Origin of the sequence: Catenuloplanes atrovinosus (assembly GCF_031458235.1) — a bacterium.
Classification (GTDB): domain Bacteria; phylum Actinomycetota; class Actinomycetes; order Mycobacteriales; family Micromonosporaceae; genus Catenuloplanes; species Catenuloplanes atrovinosus.
In genome coordinates, this window is record NZ_JAVDYB010000001.1 from 3,558,745 (window position 1) to 3,578,667 (window position 19,923).

Annotated in this window: 15 protein-coding genes; 11 read left to right on the plus strand and 4 right to left on the minus strand. The window is 71.9% G+C overall.

Translation table 11 applies throughout. The annotated features are described in order from the left end of the window. The first annotated feature begins 225 nt into the window (after positions 1-225). The 5 genes from J2S41_RS16020 (at position 226) to J2S41_RS16040 (ending at position 3,811) form a co-directional block, all read left to right on the plus strand. Positions 226-828 (plus strand): winged helix-turn-helix domain-containing protein, encoded by a 603-nt coding sequence (locus J2S41_RS16020; RefSeq protein ID WP_310368532.1) that lies wholly within the window; start codon positions 226-228, stop codon positions 826-828. Positions 829-1,982: 1,154 nt separating this feature from the next. Beyond that, positions 1,983-2,357 (plus strand): DUF2089 domain-containing protein, encoded by a 375-nt coding sequence (locus J2S41_RS16025; protein WP_310368534.1) that lies wholly within the window; start codon positions 1,983-1,985, stop codon positions 2,355-2,357. Then, positions 2,354-2,605, plus strand: a complete 252-nt coding sequence (locus J2S41_RS16030; protein ID WP_310368536.1) for a hypothetical protein — start codon at positions 2,354-2,356, stop codon at positions 2,603-2,605. Before J2S41_RS16025 ends, J2S41_RS16030 begins: the two co-directional genes overlap by 4 nt. A 17-nt stretch (positions 2,606-2,622) precedes the next feature. Beyond that, a complete protein-coding gene (locus tag J2S41_RS16035) occupies positions 2,623-3,045 on the plus strand; it encodes an SHOCT-like domain-containing protein (RefSeq protein ID WP_310368538.1) in 423 nt (140 codons plus the stop codon). Between the two features lie 4 nt (positions 3,046-3,049). Beyond that, positions 3,050-3,811, plus strand: coding sequence for an alpha/beta fold hydrolase (locus tag J2S41_RS16040; RefSeq protein WP_310368539.1), 762 nt, complete (start codon positions 3,050-3,052; stop codon positions 3,809-3,811). 68 nt (positions 3,812-3,879) lie between these two features. Here J2S41_RS16040 and J2S41_RS16045 read toward each other — a convergent pair whose 3' ends face one another. Continuing rightward, on the minus strand, positions 3,880-8,244 hold the full coding sequence (locus J2S41_RS16045) for a S8 family serine peptidase (RefSeq protein WP_310368542.1): 4,365 nt from the start codon (positions 8,242-8,244) through the stop codon (positions 3,880-3,882). Positions 8,245-8,436: 192 nt separating this feature from the next. Between J2S41_RS16045 and J2S41_RS16050 the strand changes: the two genes are divergently transcribed. From J2S41_RS16050 to J2S41_RS16065, 4 genes are all read left to right on the plus strand, one after another. Beyond that, on the plus strand, positions 8,437-8,619 hold the full coding sequence (locus tag J2S41_RS16050) for a hypothetical protein (protein WP_310368543.1): 183 nt from the start codon (positions 8,437-8,439) through the stop codon (positions 8,617-8,619). A gap of 306 nt (positions 8,620-8,925) precedes the next feature. Beyond that, on the plus strand, positions 8,926-11,460 hold the full coding sequence (locus J2S41_RS16055) for a transglycosylase domain-containing protein (RefSeq protein WP_310368545.1): 2,535 nt from the start codon (positions 8,926-8,928) through the stop codon (positions 11,458-11,460). A gap of 124 nt (positions 11,461-11,584) precedes the next feature. Continuing rightward, entirely contained in the window at positions 11,585-12,178 is a 594-nt protein-coding gene (locus J2S41_RS16060) for a DUF6461 domain-containing protein (protein WP_310368547.1), read from the plus strand. A gap of 78 nt (positions 12,179-12,256) precedes the next feature. Then, positions 12,257-13,417 (plus strand): alkaline phosphatase PhoX, encoded by a 1,161-nt coding sequence (locus J2S41_RS16065; protein ID WP_310368549.1) that lies wholly within the window; start codon positions 12,257-12,259, stop codon positions 13,415-13,417. A 31-nt stretch (positions 13,418-13,448) separates the two neighbouring features. Here J2S41_RS16065 and J2S41_RS16070 read toward each other — a convergent pair whose 3' ends face one another. Both J2S41_RS16070 and J2S41_RS16075 read right to left on the minus strand, forming a co-directional pair. Then, positions 13,449-15,422, minus strand: a complete 1,974-nt coding sequence (locus J2S41_RS16070) for a SpoIIE family protein phosphatase (RefSeq protein WP_310368551.1) — start codon at positions 15,420-15,422, stop codon at positions 13,449-13,451. Between the two features lie 72 nt (positions 15,423-15,494). Continuing rightward, on the minus strand, positions 15,495-16,439 hold the full coding sequence (locus tag J2S41_RS16075; RefSeq protein WP_310368553.1) for an LLM class F420-dependent oxidoreductase: 945 nt from the start codon (positions 16,437-16,439) through the stop codon (positions 15,495-15,497). 81 nt (positions 16,440-16,520) lie between these two features. On the opposite strand from J2S41_RS16075, the gene J2S41_RS16080 reads away from it, so the two are divergent. Next, a complete protein-coding gene (locus tag J2S41_RS16080; RefSeq protein ID WP_310368555.1) occupies positions 16,521-17,105 on the plus strand; it encodes a TetR/AcrR family transcriptional regulator in 585 nt (194 codons plus the stop codon). Between the two features lie 4 nt (positions 17,106-17,109). On the opposite strand, the gene J2S41_RS16085 is transcribed toward J2S41_RS16080, so the two are convergent. Beyond that, positions 17,110-17,277 (minus strand): hypothetical protein, encoded by a 168-nt coding sequence (locus J2S41_RS16085; protein ID WP_310368557.1) that lies wholly within the window; start codon positions 17,275-17,277, stop codon positions 17,110-17,112. Positions 17,278-17,410: 133 nt separating this feature from the next. Between J2S41_RS16085 and J2S41_RS16090 the strand changes: the two genes are divergently transcribed. Continuing rightward, entirely contained in the window at positions 17,411-19,879 is a 2,469-nt protein-coding gene (locus J2S41_RS16090; protein WP_310368558.1) for a LamG-like jellyroll fold domain-containing protein, read from the plus strand. The last annotated feature ends 44 nt before the right edge of the window (positions 19,880-19,923 follow it).

Consider the following 19,923-nt stretch of genomic DNA (forward strand, 5'->3'; position numbering starts at 1 on the left):
CGACGCGATCCAATACGCATTGGCTGCTCTTTTGCCGACCGTTTAATCGAAGAATTCCAATTCATCACTGCGTGTCGCGGATGCGACACCGGTAGCCGCGCGACCAGGAGTCTCTTAACCCGGACGTGACAATGCGGGATTAGTGTCGTGCCAATTGATCGTCATCACAGCGTTGGTCCCGGTTTTCACGGGGGGCTCCTTCGCGGGGGATTCCGGAGGTGCGGCATGGCGGACATCCCGGTAACGTCACTGACCATCGGCATCGCGGCCACGCCGGACGACCGCCGCCGGCTCGCCCGCCTCCTCGGCGACACCGAGGCCTTCCTGATCGTGTCCAGCGTCGACCAGGCCCGCCAGTTCCTCGACATCGTCGGCTCCCCCGAGGCCACGGTCGTCACGGTCTCGTCCGCCGCCTCCCCCGCGACCCCCCTCGACGCCGAGGCCGCCGACCGCGCCGACCGCGCCGATCTCGCCGACGGCCCCACGCCGGCGGTGGCCCCCGCCCCGCTCCCGGGCGCCCGCACGCGAGCACCGGAGGACTCCCTCACGCTGCGCGTCGACTCCGACCGGCGCGTGCTGCGCTGGCGGGACCGCGAGGTCGGCCTCACCCCGCTCGAACACGACTTCCTGCGCTGCCTGGTCGCCTCCCCCGGCCAGGTCTGGACCTACAAGCGCCTCCACCTCGAGGTCTGGGGCAACGAACACCTCGGCCGCGGCTCCGACCTCCACTCCGTCGTCCGCCGCATCCGCCGCAAACTCACCTGGCTCGGCACCTCCGCCCGCATCCAATCCGTCCGCGGCGTCGGCTTCCGCTACGCCTCCCACTGACCACCCCTCGCCGCCCCTCGCCACCCGCCCCTCGCCGCGCCGCCCCTCGCCGCGCCGCCCCTCGCCGCCCCCGCCTCGCCGCCCCGCCCCTCCCTCCCCCGCCTCGCCGCGCCGGCCGCACCCCTGTCGCGCCGGCCGCGCCGCCGCCCCCCATCGCGTCGATCTAGGGCGGATTCCGGCGCTTTGATCTCTGATCACGCGAATACCGCCTAGATCGGCGAGCCGGAAGGGCGGGGCCGGGTGGACGGGGCTTGCGAGCGCGGGCGGACCCGGGGCGGGCCGGTCCCGACCCGCCGGGTTCCAGCGCTGGCTGGACCTCGCGGCGGCCGGCCGGCCGCCGGTGGGGTTCCGCTCCTGGTAGGGCTCCGCAGGCAACCGGGGTCCCGCACGTGGCGGGGCCCCCGCCGACAACCGAGCCCCGCACGCAACCGGTCCCCCGCAGATGGCCGGGGTCCTGCAGATGACCGGAGTCCCGCAGAGGCCAGAGCCCCGCGCGGCCAGAGCCGTGCGCGGCCAGAGCCGTGCGCGGCCAGAGCCATGCACGGCCAGAGCCATGCACGGCCAGAGCCATGCACGGCCAGAGCCATGCACGGCCAGAGCCATGCACGGCCAGAGCCATGCACGGCCAGAGCCATGCACGGCCAGAGCCATGCACGGCCAGAGCCATGCACGGCCAGAGCCATGCACGGCCAGAGCCATGCACGGCCAGAGCCATGCACGGCCAGAGCCATGCACGGCCAGAGCCATGCACGGCCAGAGCCATGCACGGCCAGAGCCATGCACGGCCAGAGCGCCACACGTGGCCGCAGTGCCGAACGTGGCTAGAGCACCGCGCGTGGCTAGAACGCCCGGCGTGGCCAGAGTGCCGCGTGGCAGAGTGCCGCGTGGCAGAGTCCCGCGCGGGCAGAGTCCCGCGCGGCCAAAGCGCCGCGCGGCCAAAGGCGGTCACGGCCGGAGCGGAGAAGGCCCTTACGCCCCGCACCCATCACCCGGCATCACGGGGCGGCGGAGCCGCCGATACAGGACCGAGCCCTGGGGGGCCCACCGCCGCCGCGTCCCGCGCGCCTCCCAAACCACGAGACGACCCGCGCCAGATTAAGAAAATCAAGATCGACATGTTGAAAGTTAATACCCCGCCACCCCATACTTCAGATATGGCGGAGCGGGCGATGGACTGGCAGGAGCTGACGAACCTGACGCGGGGGCGGGCGTTCGTCGTCGAGCGGGTGCGGCTGGCGGGGGGCGTGGCGATCGAGGGCGGGTTCGAGCTGCCGCAGCTCGCTCAGTTGAGCGCGGAGGATCAGGTCTTCGTCACCGCGTTCGTGCGGTGTCACGGCTCGATCAAGGAGATGGAGCGGATCTTCGGCGTCAGCTACCCGACGATCAAGTCGCGGCTGAACCGGATCTCGCAGGCGCTCGACTTCGTGGAGACCGATCCGGGGCCCTCGCGAGCCGACGTGATCGAGCGGCTGCGCCGGGGCGAGATCACGGCGCAGCAGGCACTGGCCGAGCTGGAGGACCGGCGATGATGCCGCAGCTCGTGACCGTACGGGTGGACCGCGCCGGCAGGCGCCCGGTCCGGGCCTGGGTCCCGGTGCTGCCGCTGGCGCTCCTGCTCGGGCCGCTCGTCGTGCTGGCCGCGGTCGTGGCCTGCCTGATCTTCCGCGTGCACCCGACGCGGGCACTCGCCGCCGGCTGGCGCGTCCTCTCCGCGCTGCCCGGCACCCGGTTCCACCTCGGGCAGGGCCGCACGGGCCTGCTCGTCACCATCCGATGAGCAAGGGAGCGGGGACCATGACGGAGCAACGCAAGGACATCCTGGACATGCTGGCCGAGGGCAAGATCACCGCGGCGGAGGCGGACCAGCTGATCGCGGCGCTGGAGCGGGACCGGCCGCCGTCGCCGCCGGGGCCGGACGGGCCGCCGACGGGCCGGCCGAAGTACCTGCGGCTGATGGTGGAGACGGTGGAGAACGGCGAGGAGGGCCGGATCAACATCCGCGTGCCGCTGCAGCTGCTGCGCGCGGGCGTGCGGCTGGCCGCGCTGATCCCGCCGGTGGCGCTCGAGCACGCCAACGCCCAGCTGCACCGCTCCGGCGTGCCGATCGACCTGGCCCAGCTCAAGCCGGAGCAGTTGGAGGCGCTGGTCGAGCACCTGGACGACGTGATCGTGGACGTCGCCCAGCCGGACGCCAGCGTCCGCGTCTTCTGCGAGTGACGCGATGACCTGGTCCGGCATGATCCCGGTCGACGACACCGCGCTCTACACCCGGGACACCGGCGGTCCCGGCCGTCCGGTGGTGTATCTGAACGGCGCGTACGCGGACCAGTCACACTGGCGCCGGGTGATCGCCGAACTCGGTGACGGCTACCGGCACATCACGTACGACGAGCGCGCCCGCGGCCGGTCGCGGCGCTCGGCCGACTACTCGTTCGAGGGCTGCCTGCGCGACCTGGACGCGGTGCTGACCGCCCGTGGCGTGGACCGGCCGCTGCTGGTGGGCTGGTCGTTCGGCGGCGTCGTGGCCTGGCACTGGGCGGACCGGTTCCCGGAGCGGACGCTGGGCGTGGTGTGCGTGGACGCGTTCCCGGTCGGCGTCACCGGCGAGGAGGGGCGGGCGCGGATCCGGCGGCTGTTCCGCCGCGCGCGGTTCGCGTTGCCGATCACCAGCCTGATCGGCATGGGGGCGCGGATGAGCGCCGACCAGCACGCGGACGTCAACATCGAGCTCAACGAGATCGCCGCCGCGAGCGTGCCGGTGCTGGAGCGCCTGACCCGCCCGGTGCGGTTCGTCCTGGCCACCGGCGACAGCATGGGCAGCGGCGGCGGCGAGATGGACGCGGGCCGGGCCACGCTCGAGCCGCTGCTCGCCCGCAACCCGCTGCTGACCGTGGGCGCGCGGGTGCCGAGCAACCACACCGGAGTTCTGCGCCGGGATTCGCCCGCGGTGGCCCGGACGGTACGGGAGCTGGCCGCGAGCTGAACGGGGGGCGGGGCCCGCCCCGGGCCGCGACACGGCTCGGGACGGGCCCCGCGAGGGCGGGATCGGATCTAGCAGGTGGTGGGGCGCAGCACCCAGTCGACCGTGGTCGGGGTGCTGGTGTTGATCTTCGCGGTACGGGTCTGCGGCTTCCACCCGTCCTTGGCGACGATCAGCGTGAGCGGGTTGTTGCGGTTGTCCAGCCAGTGCGCGTACTTGCCGGCCGCGTCCGTGGTGAACGTGAACGACATCGCCCACGAGTCGACCTGGACGGTGGCCCCGGTCAGCGGCGCGCTCACGCCCTGGCAGTTCACCCCGGTCACGGTGCCGAGCAGCTTGCCCCAGGTCTTGGGCTGCTGGACGGTGAGCGTGACCGGCACCGGTGCCACGGCGTACGGCGTGTTCTCCTTGATCGCGATCCCAGCCGTGTACGTACCGGGCTGCTCCACCGCACCGGACAGGCCGACCGTGACCGTGACCGACGCGCCGGGCGCGAGCGTGGCGGTCGTCTTGTCCAGCGTCAGCCACGGCACGTCGGCCGCGGTGGCGCACTCGGTGAAGCCGGGCAGCGCCTCGCTGTCCGGCAGCGCGTTGAAGTTGCCGGACGAGCCGCCGACCTTGTAGAACCCGCACGCCGCGCCGCCGCGGTAGCGGGCCGTGTTGGCGTTCGGCAACGCGGACCAGGTGCCGGCCGCCGGGTCGTAGGCGAAGCCGGCGTTGGTGATCGCGCCGCCCTGCGAGCCGCCGACGACCAGCAGCTGACCGTTGGCCACCGCGTACGACGCCGCCCAGTTGTCGGCCGGCGCGTCCGCGATCGCGGTCCACGTCGTACCGTCGAAGCTGTAGGACGCCTTCTGCGACGCGCTGCCGTCGTTGCCGCCGGTGCAGTAGATGACGTCGTCGATGGCGCCGCAGGAGCTGAACGCCACGGACTTCGGGTACGCCGGGAGCGTCGACCAGGTGTTCGTCGCCGGGTTGTACGCGGTCACCGTGTTGGATATCGGCGCGCAGGCGGCCGTGGTGCAGCCGCCGATCGCGTAGAGCTTGCCGTTCGCGACCGCCTGACCGGCCGCGGCGCGCGGCGCGGGGTTGTCGGCGAGCCGGGTCCAGGTGTTCGCGGCCGGGTCGTACGACCAGGTCGTGGCGGAGGGTCCGGTCGGGCCCCAGCCACCGGTTACCACGATCTTGCCGCCGAGCACGCCGGCCGTGACCGCGTTGCGGGCCTCGGGCAGGTCCGCGATGCCGATCCAGGTCTGCGCCACCGGGTCGTACACGTAGTTCTTGGTGGTGGCCGCGGTGCCGTTGCCGCCGCCGATGGAGTAGGTCCTGCCGTCCAGCGAGACCACCCGGTTGTCCATCACGGTGGCCGGGTAGTCGGTGATGTCCGCCCACGGCGCCGCGTTCGGTGCCGGGGCCGGCGTGGTGGCGGTGGTGCCCATCGACGCGCGGCTGGCGAGCGACGCCGGCGTGGTCAGGCGCTGCAACGGCGCACCGGCCGCGGCGAGGATCTGCCGGTCGGTGACCTTGGTGCCGTCCGCGCGGAGCAGCTCGAAGCCGCCCGGCCGCTCACTGAACTCCAGCTCCACCGGCAGGCCGCCGGTGTTGGTGACGGTCAGCTTCTTGTTCACCGTGCCGTCCGGCATGCGGACCGTACCGGTGATCGAGGCGGGTTTGACCGTGATCTGCCCGGCGGCGAGCTGGAACGACGTGGTGACGACCTTGTTCGCCTTGACCGTGACGGACTTGGTCTGGGACTGGTAGTTCGGTGCGGCCGCGGTGAGGTCGACCTTGCCGATCGCGGTGGACACCAGCCAGAAGAAGCCGTCCTCCAGGCCCGGGTCGTCCGGGGTGGCGACGCTGACGGTCTTCTCCGTGGCCTTGGCACCGCTGGTGATGGTGGCGCCGTTGACGTACCCGCCGCTGTTCTTGTCCTCGACGTGGCCGACGACGAGCCCGGCGGTGACCGGCTTGCACGCGAAGGTGGAGCCGATCAGCACGTTGTCGATCTGCCACCACCACTCGTAGCTGGCGTCGTAGTAGTGGAAGCGGACCTGGACGTCGTCCTGCCCGGCCGCGGCCGGGATCGGGAGTTCGGTGACGCGCGGGCCGAGTGCGTCCGCGGTCTGCCGCAGCACGGTGGTCCAGGTGGCGCCGCCGTCGATGCTCAGGTCGACGTCGGCCCGGTCCGAGCCGAGCCAGTTGAAGTCCTGGTTGAACCGGATGACCGGCGCGGTCACCGCGGACAGGTTGACCACGGGGCTGACCAGCGAGGTGTCCTGCGCGCCGCCGGCGCCGTAGTCGTCGCTGTCCACGATGGCGAAGCCGCCGGCGCCGCCGGTGCGGTTGCCGCGGTTGCCGTCGTCGGTGAACTTCCAGGTCTGGCCGCGTCCGGCCGCGTCGGTGACGGTCCAGCCGGACGGCGTGGTGCCGCCGGTCTCGAACGTCTCGTAGACGCCGTCGGAGGCCCAGCCGTAGCCGGGCGCGGTGGCGCACGACGCGGAGTCGATCGGGACGGCCCGGTCGTAGGTGGTGTCCGCGACGCCGACCGTGACGTCCTCGCTGACGGTCTGGTATCCGGAGTAGACCGGGTCGACGGTCAGCTCGTACGTCGCGCCGGCGGGCAGCTCCAGCTCGTAGTAGCCGTCGGTCGGGTCGGTGTAGTCGGAGATGCCGGCCGGGCCGGCCACCGTGACCTTGGCGTAGAGCGGCCAGCCGTGCCCGGAGCCGTCCGTGATCGTGCCGGTGACCTTGACCTTCGGCACCTCGGCGAGCTGCACGTTCAGCGTGGTGGTGGCGTTGTTCGTGATCGTGGCGGTGCGGGTGACGGCCGCGTATCCGAACGCGGTGATCGTGACCGTGTAGTCGCCGGCCGGCAGCAGCACGCTGAACGTGCCGTCCGCGGCCGTGGTGAGCGTGCGCTGGACCGCGCCGGCGACGGTGACCGTGGCGCCGGCGACCGGTGCGCCGTCCGGGCCGGTGACGGTGCCGGCCAGCGTGCCGGTGTCGCCGATCGGTGCGGCGTTGAGCAGCGCGAGCGCGTCGAGCCGGCCCTCGCCCCAGACGTTGTTGTCCGTGGCCGTGCCGCCGCAGGTGGTGTTGGACGTGTCGATCGCGGTGCCGTCGAGCAGCGCGCGGGTGCCGGCGATGTCGCCGACCAGCGCGGGCGCGGCGGACCAGAGCAGTGCGATCGCACCGGCCAGGTGCGGCGCGGCCATCGAGGTGCCGGAGATGCTGTCGTACCCGTTACCGGGCACGCTGGAGCGCACGTTCACGCCGGGGGCGGAGATGTTCGGCTTGATGCCGCCGTTCTGCCCGGCGCCGCGGGCGGAGAAGCTCGCGATCGCGTTGTTCACGTCGTAGGCGCCGGTCGAGTAGTTGGCCTCCAGGCTGCCCGGGGAGCCGCTGGTCTGGCAGCCGGGCCCGCTGTTGCCGTTCGACCAGACGCCGAAGATGCCGGACGCGGCCCAGGCCTCGCTGATGTCGGCCATGAACGGGTCGTTGGACGGCAGCCGCGTACCCCAGGAGTTGTTGATGATGTTGGGGCGCTTGCTGGCGTCCGGGTTCAGCCCGGCGAGGTCGGTCGGCTCCAGCATCCACTGGCCGGAGTTGATCAGGGCGGCGTCGGAGGGGCAGCAGCCGTTGGCCGCGATCCACGTCACGCCGGGCGCGACGCCGACCTGGTTGGCGCCGTCCGCGCCCGCCATGGTGCCCATCGTGTGCGTGCCGTGCCCGTCGGTGTCGCACGGCGTGCCGGCGCAGGCACCGGCCGCGTCGAAGAAGTTGTAGGCGTGGTCGAACGTGCCGTCGCCGTTGTTGCCCCGGTACTTGCCGACCAGCGCGGGGTGGTCGAACTGGACGCCGGTGTCGATGTTGGCGATGACGACGTTCTCGCCGGTCACGCCGTACTGCGACCACACGTCGTCGGCGTTGATGCTGGCGATGCCCCACTCCAGGGCGTTGACCACCTTCTCGTCGTCGCCCTCCTTCGTCTCCGGGATCTCGTAGGCCATGCTCGGGTAGAGCGCCTCGACCTCGGGCAGCGCGGCGATCTTCTGCGCGGTCATGGTGGACCCGCCGGTCACCTTGATCGCGTTGGTGGCCCAGAACGACTGGAAGGTCACGCCGGCCGCGGTGAGCTCGGCGCGGGCCTTCTCCTGCGCGGCGCTCGCGGTCCTCTTCAGCTCGGCGGCGACCGCGGTGCCGCGCGCGTTCCAGTCCTTGATGGCGGCGGCCTGACGCAGGTCCGCCTTGGCGCCGAACCGGATCCAGTAGTCCGCCTCCGCCTTCGCCTCGAACTGCGCGTCGAGTGCCTGCGGGATCTTGTCTTCCTTGGCGGCGGCCTGCGCGGGTGGCGCACCGGCCACGGCCACCAGGAGGCTCGCGGCCGCGACGGCCGTGGCCGCGGCGGCTCTAAGCAGGTGTGGACGATCGAACATCGATGCTGCCTCTCCTCGGTACGACTCGGGGGTTGAGCGAGTCATTCGGAGGGCGGCGGAAGTCTCGCCCCGCCGTTCGGATGAGACTGGAACGGCGAACTTCCATGCCCAGGCCCCGGAGGGATGACGCCGGAAGCCCGAAGGGACACTATGATCTAGCAGAATGGACGATCAAGACGCTACGTAAGCAAGTTGTCACCAAGAGATAAGCAGCCGGACGACGGCCCGACGCCGTTGCTGATCGCGGTCGCGTCCTCCCCCGAGGAGCGCCTGCGGCTGGCCGAACGCCTGGAGGGCATCGCTCCGGTGCTGCTCGTGGCCGACCTGGACGAGCTGCACCGGCTGCTGGCCGCACGCGACGCCGGGCCCGGGTGAGTGTCGGGCACAAGCGCCGGACGTGAGCAGTTCCCCAGCATTCAGCGACCTTTGAACGTACGTTCAGCCGCCGTCGAGGTTTAAATCCGTCCGATGTGGTTAGGGTGCCGCGGCCTCGGCGCCCAGCCGGAGCGGTGCGGTCGCCGGCAGATCCTCCCCGTTGATTCGTCGGGTTTAGCGACGGTGCAGAGGGTGTTGCCGGTTCAAACACGGATCGACGAATTTCCCCGCATTCGGCGACCGGGGTGGGCGCTCGGGCCTCTGACGAGGGACAATCCGATCACTACCGCCTGTCGAAGGAGACCGATGGCTCCGCCCCTGAACCGGCTGACCGGCCTGTTCCGCGCCGGCCGCCGGGACCACTCGCCGCTGACCAGCGCATTCTCGCTGATCATCTGCGGCCTGCTGGCCGGTGTGGTCGTCGCCGCGGCGGCTTTCCCGGTGGCCGCGATATCCGGGCTCGCCACGAAGTCCGGCATCGAGGCGTTCGACAAGCTGCCGACCGAGCTCACGGTGCAGCGGACGCCGCAGAATACGTACATCTACACGTCGGACAACAAGACGCAGCTCGCCATGATCTATGACGAGAACCGCAAGGACGTGACGTACGAGGAAATCCCCAAGGTCATGCGCGACGCGATCGTCGCGGCCGAGGACCGCATGTTCTACCAGCACCACGGCGTCGACTACCGGGGCATCCTGCGCGCGTTCCTGAACAACAAGTCCGGCGCCACCACGCAGGGCGCATCCACCCTGACCATGCAGTACGTACGGATGGCGATCTCCTACTCGGCCACCCACCCGGCCGACGTGGTCGCGGCGACCGAGGACACCACGGCCCGCAAGGCCCGCGAGGCGCGGTACGCGATGCAGATCGAGGAGGAGCTGTCCAAGGAGGAGATCCTCACCCGCTATCTGAACATGGCACCGTTCGGCGCCGGCGCCTACGGCATCTGGGCCGCCAGCGAGGTGTACTTCTCCAAGCAGCCCAAGGACCTCACGGTCGAGGAGGCCGCGCTGCTGGCCGGCATGGTCAAGGCGCCGTCCGCGTACGACCCCACCACCGAGGAGGGGAAGAAGCTGTCGCTGGACCGCCGCAACAACTACGTCATCCCCGGCATGGTGGAACTCGGCATGATCACCGCCGAGCAGGCGGAGAAGGCCAAGGCCACGGAGATCAAGGTCAGCGGCAAGCGCACGCCGGGCGGCTGCGTCAACACGCCGAAGAACGACTGGGGCTACTTCTGCGACTACTTCTACCGGTGGTGGATGGAGCAGGAGACCTTCGGCGCCACCCCGTTCGACCGGGAGCGGCGGCTCAAGAGCGGCGGCTACCGCATCGTCACCTCGCTCGACGCGGGCATGCAGAAGTCGGCGCGCACCCACGTCAGCAAGTACGCGGCGGACGGCAACAAGAACGCGCTGATGGTCTCGGCCGTGCAGCCGGGCACCGGCCAGGTGCGCGCGCTGGCGGTGAACCGGGTCTACAAGAACGACGACAAGGGCAACGAGCCGAACAGTGACCCGGAGAAGCGGCGGGCCGGCGTGCGCGGGTCGTACCCGAACACCACGAACCCGATCATCACCGGCAGCCCGGACGTGGGCGGGTTCCAGGCCGGGTCGACGTTCAAGCTGTTCACGATGATCGCGGCGCTGGAGAAGGGCTACCCGCTGACCTACGACATCGCCTCGCCGCGGTCGTACTACGTCTCCAACTTCCCGATCGAGCCGAACACGAGCGGCCCCTGCCGTGGCCGGCCGATCTACTGCCCGACGAACTTCTCCGCGAACCTGACCGGCACGTTCAACATGTGGTCCGGGTTCGGCCGGTCGGTGAACACGTACTTCGTACCGCTGGAGGAGCGCGTCGGGGCGGACAAGGCGGTCGAGGTGGCCGAGCGCCTCGGCATCAAGTTCCGCGACCCGGACGACCAGGAGCTGGCGGATAACGCCTCCACCTGGGGCGCGTTCACGCTGGGCGTCTCCGGCACCACATCGCTCGACCTGGCCAACGCGTACGCGACGATCGCGGCCGAGGGCAGGTACTGCGAGCCGATCCCGGTGCTGGAGATCTGGCAGGACAAGCAGAAGCTGGCGGCCGGCGATCCGCGCTGCTCGCAGGTCATCGACAAGGACGTGGCCCGGGCCGCTGCGGACGCGGCGCGCTGCCCGGTCGGCGACTCCTCCGACACCTCGCGGTGCGCGGGCGCGACCGACCCGGGCGCCTGGGACCGCGTCGGCAAGCCGGTGATCGGCAAGTCCGGCACCACCGACGGCAACCGCACCGCCGCGTTCGTGCTCAGCACCGTGCAGATGACCGTGGCCGGCATCGTCGCGGACCCGGACAACCACAACACGTCCATGCTGGGCGGCGGCGACGGCTGGTGGAACCCGCACACCGAGGCGGTCAACCCCGCGGTGACGAACACGCTGGCGGACTTCATGAAGGGCAAGGAGGCGAAGGAGTTCGCCCCGCCCAGCGAGAAGATGATCACGGGCAAGCTGGCCGCGATCCCGTCCGTGGAGTGCAACTCGGTCGAGGACGCCACCACCCGGCTCAAGGCGCGCGGCTTCCAGATCAGCGTCTCGCCGGAGCGGGTCGACTCCAGTTGCGCGGCCGGCCGCGTGGCCCGCACCGAGCCCGGCGACAGCACCATCGAGGGCGGCACCGTCGTGCTGCGCATCAGCAACGGCAACACCCCGCCCCAGCCCCCGACCAACGGCAACGACAACGACGATGACGACGACGAACAGGACGACGACGATCAGAACCCGGGCCTGCCCGACATCCCCGGCCTACCCGACATCCCCGGCCTGCCCGACCTCCCCGGCGGCGACTGACCCCCACCCCCACCCACCTCATGCGTCGATCTAGGGAGGATTCCGGCGGTGTGATCTCCAATCGCGAGACTCCGTCCTAGATCGACGAGTGAGGAGCCCCCGGGGGGGCGGGTAGGGTGCGGGGGTGCGAGGGTCGCGGATCGGGGAGGCCGGCACGGTCACGGTCGCGACCGGCGTGACGGCCGAGGAGGCGCTGCGCGCGTTCGGCGCGGACCCGGGCGATCCCCGGCCGTTCCCGGACGACCGCCTCCCGGCCGGCGGCGAGCGCGAGCGGATCACGGTGCTGGCCACGCCGGAGGCGGTGCTGGTGGTGGAGGACAACCACTACCGGGGCGCGCGGGCGGAGGTCCTGACCGCGCTGTCCGCGGGCGGGCGGGCCGCGAGCATGTTCTGGAACGTGCGCGCGCTGACCCGGCTGTCGTTCGCGGAGCGGGGGCGGATGGTGGCGGGGGCCGAGCCGACCGGGAGGACGGAGTGGCCGGCCGAGCTGTCCGAGGTGCTCGCCGGGCTGGACTTCGGCACGTTCGACAAGGTCAGCAAGGGGCTGCTGGCGGTGGAGCGGTTCACCGGGCGCGGCATCACGCCGGCGGACCTGGCGGCCATCGAGGAGGCCGGGGTGGCGTACCCGGCGCCGGACCCGCCGAGCCCGCCGACCCGCCCGGCCGGGCCGATGCCGCCCGGGTGGAGGCTGCTCGGCGTGCTGCGGCCGCCTCGATAGCGGCGTTCGCCGCGCCGCCGGACGCCGTTCATGTCACGCTCCGCCGCAGGAGACGCACGCACCGCTAGAGTTCCCGGCATGGATCGACGATCTTTGTTGCGTGCCACCGTGGCGGGAGCGGGCGGCCTCGCGCTGCCGTTCACCGCGTGGTCGGCGGCGTACGCGGCGCCGGCGCAGAACGCGGCCGGACCCTATGGACCGTTGCAGGCGGCGGACGCGAACGGCATCCAGCTGCCCGCCGGATTCACCAGCCGGGTGATCGCCCGGTCCCGGCAGACCGTGCCCGGCACCTCGTACGTCTGGCACGACGCGCCGGACGGCGGCGCGGTCATCCCGAACGGCACCGGCTGGATCTACGTGTCGAACTCCGAGGTCAGCTCGTCGGCCGGCGGCGGCGCGTCGCGGATCGTGTTCGACGCCAACGGTAACGTCACCGGCGCGTCGCGCATCCTGTCCGGGACGAACATGAACTGCGCCGGCGGCAAGACGCCGTGGAACACCTGGCTGTCCTGCGAGGAGGTCTCGCTCGGCCGGGTGTGGGAGACGTACCCGCTGGGCGGCACCGCCGTGGTCCGGCCCGCGATGGGACGGTTCAAGCACGAGGCCGCCGCGGCCGACCCGGACCGCCGGGTGATCTACCTGACCGAGGACGAGACGGACGGGCGGTTCTACCGGTTCGTACCGACGACGTGGGGTGATCTGTCCGCGGGCACGCTGCAGGTCCTCATCGCCGGATCGGGCACGTCCGGGACATTCAGCTGGCAGAACGTGCCCGACCCGGACGGCTCGCCGACCGCGACGCGCTACCAGGTGAGCGGCGCGAAGTCGTTCAACGGCGGCGAGGGCTGCCACTACGCGAACGGTACGGTCTGGTTCACCACCAAGGGCGACAACCGGGTCTGGCAGGTCAACCCGGCCGCCGGCACGTACGAGCTGGCCTACGACGACAACCTGGTCAACCCGGGGCCGGCGCCGCTGACCGGCGTGGACAACGTGACCAGTTCGTCCTTCGGCGACCTCTACGTGGCCGAGGACGGCGGCAACATGGAGATCTGCATGATCACCCCGGACGACAGGATCTCGGTGTTCCTGCGGGTCAACGGCCAGGGCTCGTCCGAACTGACCGGGCCCGCCTTCACCCCGGCCGGCAACCGCCTCTACTTCTCCTCCCAGCGCGGCACCTCCGGCTCCTCCTCCGGCGGCATCACGTACTGCGTGACCGGCCCGTTCCGTACCTGACCCGCCGGCCGGCGCGTGCGCCCCGCCCGGCTCAGCCGGGCGGGGCATCGGGGTCGCGGGTGTCGTGCGGTGACTGGACCAGGGAGAGGATCGTGTCGGCCGGGGTGCCGGTGGGGGCGTAGAGGCGCAGCGTGGTGCCGGCGGCCCGGTGCAGGGTGATCAGCTGGTGCAGGGCCGCGACGCCGGCGCTGGCCAGGTGGGTGACCCCGGTCAGGTCCATGATCAGAGGGCGGGTGCCGCTGACGCCGGCGACGCGGGTGTGCAGGTCCAGTTCGGCGACCGTGCCGGCGTCGACCGGGCCGTCCACCCGGATCCGCGGGCCCGCCGCCGACGGCTGCTCGATCACCAGCAGTGGCGCGGACTGCGGCGCCGGGGCAGCCGAGGTACGTCCGCTGAGGTCGTTGCCGGTGAGCAGCCGGGCCGGGGTGCTGGCGCGCAGCGTGACGGTGGCGACGGTGCCCGCGTCGTCGTGCTCCACCCGCAGCGTGTCGACGAGGCCCTCGGCGAGGCGCAGGCCCATGCCCCGGTCGGGGGTGGGCACCGGCTCCCGCCACCGGCCGCGGTCGGCGACCGAGGCTTGCAGGTCGCCGGCGTCGGTGAGCGCGACCGTCAGGTGACAGGATCGGGGGCCGGGCGAGTCGACGAAGGCGTGGTCGAAGACGTTGCTGACCAGCTCCACGACCGCGTGCCGCAGCGCGTCCGCGTCGTGCGGCCCGATCCGCGCGTGGTCCGTCCAGTCCGCCAGCCGGTGGCGGACCGTGGCGATCGCGCCGGGCCCGTCGTCGGTCACCCACAGCTCCAGCGCGGCCGGTGCGGGCAGGCGCTGGACGGCCAGCAGCGTGATGTCGTCGCTGTGCCCGGTGGACCGGGTCAGCACCTCCAGCGTCTCGGTGCACACCCGTTCCGCCGCCGGGCCCGCGTCCTGCGGGAAGACGCGGCCGGCGGCGACCCGGGCCAGCTCGACGGTGCTGCGCGCCAGCTCACGCCCGGGGCGTTCGAGGATTCCGTCGGTGTAGAGCAGCACCAGCTCGCCCTCGGCCAGCCGGTCCGTGCCGGTCGTCGCGTGGGCGAACCCGCCGCCGACCCCGAGCGGCCCGGCGCCGGTGGGCGCCAGGTAGCGGAACCGCTCGTCGGGCGTGAGGACCAGCGGTGCCGGGTGCCCGGCGGTGCAGTACTCCACGGCGCCGGTGGCCGGGTCGAGCAGCACCACGCAGACGGTGGCGGCACGGGCACCCGGGATTCGTTCCGCGGCGGCGTCGACGGCGGTCAGCGCGGCGCGCGGGTCGGCCGTGGCGATCAGGTGCTCGTGCAGCAGGATGCGCAGCTGGCCCATGGTGGCCGACGCGGCGACTCCGTGCCCGACGACGTCGCCGACGACCAGCGCCGTCCGGCCGTCCGGCAGCACCACCGCGTCGAACCAGTCGCCGCCGGCCGCGACCTCCGCGTCGGCCAGCAGGTAGCTGGCCGCGATCTGCAACCGCGGCAGCACCGGCAGCCCGGCCGGCAGCAGCTCCCGCTGTAGCGCGTCGATCACGTCGCGGGCCCGGGCGTACCGCCGCTCCGCCTCGTCCGTCCGCCGCTGCGCCGCCTGGCGCTCCCGCACCCGCTCGGTCGAGTCGGTCACCCTGGTGGTGATGCCGACGACCGCGCCGTCCGGCCCTCGGCGGGGCCACACGTCGCAGTCGACGAACATCTCCATGGTGCCGCCGCTGTCCGGCAGGTTGATCTGGATCCGCCACTCCCGGAACGTCTCCGGCTCGCCGGTGTCCAGCACCCGCGTGAAAATCTCCCGGACGCCCTGGCGCAGCACCTCGGGGAACATCTCGTCGAACGGCCTGCCGATCACGTCCTGCCGCCCGGCGTACGACCGCCACGCCCCGCTCGCCGCCACGAACCGCAGCTCCGGGCCGTCCAGCGCGCACAGCAGCAGCGGCACCTGCTCGAACACCCGCTGCACGACCTCGGGATCACCCGCCAGGCGCGACAGATCAGCACCGTCCGGCACGACGCCACCCACCCCTCAGCTGGACCGGCCTCCAGGACTATCACAGCCCGGTGGCCACGACCGCCCAGCTTGTCAGGTCGATGGCAGCAGCGGCCGCAGTGCCTCGCCGGCCGCGGTGACCACGCCGGGCTCGTGGCCGTTGTGGATCATGTTGACGATCAGGCCGCCGACGCCGTGGGCGAGCACCTCGTCGTGCAGCACCGAGGCCACGTGGTCCGGCGTGCCGACCACGGTGACGCTCCGCTGGAAGTCGGTGAGTTTCGCGGTGACCGCGGCCGCCTCCGCGGTGGAGCCGGTCACGATGACGCGGCTCAAAAACGACGTGGCCAGCGTGGCCGGGTCGCGGCCGATCTCCTCGCAGCGCCGCCGGAGCACGGCCAGCTTGTGCGGGAGGTCCGGCCGGTAGCAGTTGATGTTGTGGTGGTCGGCGTACCGCGCGGCCAGCGGGAACGTGCGGTTCTCGCCGCTGCCACCGGTCATGATCGGTACGGCCGGGCGCAGCCGCGGATTGTTGAGCGCGTTCTCCACCCGGTACCACCGCCCCGCCAGCGTCGGCGCCTCGCCGCGCAGCATCGGCCCGATGATCCGCAGCGCCTCGTCCAGCCGCGTGAACCGGTCGGTCCAGGTGCCGAACGTGAAGCCGTAGTCGTCGTGCTCGCGCTGGAACCAGCCGGCGCCGATGCCCAGCACCGCGCGCCCGCCGGAGATCACGTCGAGCGTGGTCACGGTCTTGGCGAGCAGCGCGGGATTACGGTACGTGTTCCCGGTGACGAGCGTGGCCAGCCGCACGGCGCGCGTCTCGCGGGCCAGCGCGCCCAGCGTCGTGTAGGCCTCCAGCATCGGCTCCTCCGCCGGCGCGATCGTCGGTAGCTGGTACATGTGGTCCATGACCAGCACGGTGTCGAAGCCGGCGGCCTCCGCCTCGCGGGCCTGCGCCGCGACCGTGCCGAAGATCTTGTCGACCGGCGTGCCGGGATAGCTGAAGTTCGGGATCTGATATCCGAGCCTGATCGTCACGTCCCGTGTCCCCGTTCTCATGTAAGAGCCCTCTAACACGCTAATGTAAGAGACCACTAACACCAGGGCAAGGGGGTACGGATGGCGCGCGGCGGCTACCACCACGGCGACCTGCGGGCCGCGCTGGTGCGGGCGAGCCGGGACCTGCTGGCCGAGTCCGGGCCGGCCGGGTTCTCCGTGGCCCGGGTGGCGAAGCGGCTCGGCGTCAGCACGGCGGCGCCGTACCGGCACTTTCCGGACCGCGAGCACCTGCTCTCGGCGGTCGCGGCGACGGCCGCACGCGAGCTGGCGTCCGACCTCGCGGCGGCGGCCGACCGGGCCGGCGACGATCCGGTGGCCCGGTTCGCGGCGGCGGGTGCGGCCTACGCGCGCTTCACCGTCCGTACCGGCGCGGGATTTCTGGTGATCTTCTCGACCGAACTGTCCGGCGTGGCCGACCCCGAGCGCACGGATGCGACGCGCGCGCTGATGAGCCGGTGGATCGACCTGGTCACGGCCACCGGCGACCGCCCGATGCAGGACTCGCTGCGCCTGATCGAGGAGCAGGTCGCGCTCGCCCAGGGCTACGCCACGCTCTACACCCAGGGCTTCTTCCACCGCGCGTCGGTGCCGGTGGAGGAGATCGCAACGCGGGTCGAGCAGGGCAGCCGCCGCCTGGTGAGCTGAGCGCCTACACCACCGTCCACCGGCGCACGGCCACCCCGTCCGCCGCGTAGAACACCGTGCCGCCGCCCACCCGGGCCGCGACGACCGCGAGGATGTCCCGCTCGCCCGGCGGCCCGTCCGGCACCGGATCGGCGCCGCCGAGGATCGTGCACCATCCCGGGACCGAACACAAAAGAACATTAACGAAATCGACCTGCGCCTATTGCCACACGTTCCATCGTCGTGCTTGATTGTTTCCGAGTGTTTCAGGGCTGTTGCCGCCCAGAAACGCACCAGACGCCCCCGTGAGAAGGGAAAGCGTACGGATGAAGGCATTCACCGGGCTGGTCGCCGCGCTCGTCGTGGTCGCCGGCTCCCCCACCGCCGCGCTCGCGGCGCCACCGCGCTGGCAGCCCGGCACGCCACCGATCGCCACCCCGTGGACGGACGAGGTCGGCCCGCACAACGCGCTCCCCGAATACCCCCGGCCGCAACTCACCCGCGCCCGCTGGCAGAGCCTCAACGGCGTGTGGGAGTTCGCCGGCGCGACCGAGGGACAGGCGCCGCCGGTCGGGACCACGCTGGCCGAGCGCGTGCTGGTGCCGTACCCGATCGAGTCCGCGCTCTCCGGCATCCAGCGCTCCGAGGACCGCATGTTCTACCGGCGCACCTTCACCGTGCCGGCCGGCTGGCGGATCGGCGGCGACCAGCGGCTCCGGCTCAACTTCGGCGCGGTCGACTACGACGCCACCGTGTGGGTCAACGGCCGGCAGGTCACCACGCACCGCGGCGGGTACGACGCGTTCAGCGTCGACGTCACGGACGCGCTGCGCCGGCACGGCCCACAGGAGATCATCGTCGGCGTCGAGGACCTCACCGACGCCACCTGGCAGCCGGTCGGCAAACAGCGCAACGTGCCGGACGCCGGGATCTTCTACGTCGGAGCGTCCGGCATCTGGCAGAGCGTGTGGATGGAGCCGGTCCGGCGCGGCGCCGTCGACCGCCTCCAGCTGACGCCCGACATCACGAACGGCGTGCTGCGCGTGACCCCGCAGCTCGCGGACGGCACCGGGCTCACGGTCGAGGCGGTCGCGAAGGCCGGCAACCGCGTGGTCGGGCGGGCCGGCGGCGCCGCCGGCGGCGAGCTGCGCGTGCCCGTGCCGAATCCGAGGCTCTGGTCCCCCGACTCGCCCTACCTCTACGACCTGACCGTGCGGGTGCTGCGCGGCCGTACCGTGGTGGACGAGGTCGGGTCGTACTTCGGCATGCGCGAGGTCGGCAAGGCGGTCGGCGCGGACGGCAAGCTCTACCAGACGCTGAATGGGGAGATCCTGTTCAACCTCTCCACGCTCGACCAGGGCTACTGGCCGGACGGCATCTACACGGCGCCGACCGACGAGGCGCTCAAGTTCGACATCGAGCAGACCAAGCGGCTCGGCTTCAACACCATCCGCAAGCACATCAAGACCGAGCCCGACCGCTGGTACTACTGGGCGGACCGGCTCGGCATGATGGTCTGGCAGGACATGCCGTCGATGCGTACCGGCGGCACTCCCCCGGTCGAGGCGCAGGTCGAGTTCGAACGGCAGCTGCACGAGATCGTCGAGGAGAAGAAGTCCTGGACGTCGATCACCGTGTGGGTGCCGTTCAACGAGGGCTGGGGCGAGTGGGACCGCGAGGCCACCGGCCGGATCGCGGACTCGGTCAAGGCACAGGACCCGAGCCGGATCGTCAACGCGCACAGCGGCGTGAACTGCTGCGCCTCCAAGGGCGACTCCGGGCGCGGCGACATGATCGACTGGCACGAATACGTGGGACCGGCGTCCCCGCAGCCGGACGCGACCCGGGTGGCGGCCGACGGCGAGCACGGCGGCTTCGGCCTGGAGGTGCCGGGCCACATGTGGTACCCGGACGGCCACGCCTACGAGATGACGCCGGACAGCGCCACGCTCACCCGGCGCTACGTGGAGAACCAGACCGACCTGCTGCGCGCGGCGAACCGGTGCGGGCTCTCCGGCTCGGTCTACACCCAGATCACCGACGTGGAGCACGAGGTCAACGGCTTCTACACGTACGACCGGGCGATCGAGAAGATGGACTTCGACGCGGTCGCCTCGATCAACCGGCGGATCATCGCGTCGGTCGACGGCACCGGCGCCGGCGCGCCGCAGCCCGGCCCCGGCACGCCCGGCCTGACCGGCGTCGGCTACTGGCCGCTCGACGGCACCGCCACCGACGAGGCCGGCGACCGCGACGGCACGCTCGTCGGGGAACCCACCTGGACCGCCGGGCACACCGGCTCGGCCCTGCAGTTCAACGGCGCCGGGCAGTACGTGGAGACCGCCGGCCCGGTGCTGGACACCACCGGCAGCTACAGCGTGTCCGCGTGGGTCCGGCTGGACAGCCTCGGCGGCTGGGCCACCGCGGTCGGGCAGGACGGCACCAACCGCAGCGCGTTCTTCCTGCAGTACTCCAGCGCGGACAACCGGTTCGCGTTCTCCTTCGCGGGCGGGCGCGCGCTGGCCCCGACCGTGCCGGAGACCGGGCGCTGGTACCACCTGACCGGCGTGCGGGACGTGGTGGACGGCACCATCCGGCTGTACGTCGACGGCCAGCCGGCCGGCACCACGCGCGCCTGCCACGGCGACACGTCCGCCGGGCCGCTGACGATCGGCCGCGCTCGATTCAACAGCGGGCCGGTCGACTTCTGGCGTGGGGCGATCGACCAGGTACATGTCTACGATCGGGCACTGACGGCTGCCGAAGTGGCTACTCTGTATTCGTCCAACTCGTGAGTTTGGGTGGCCCGGGAAGTGCAACTTGCGCGTTTCGGGCCACC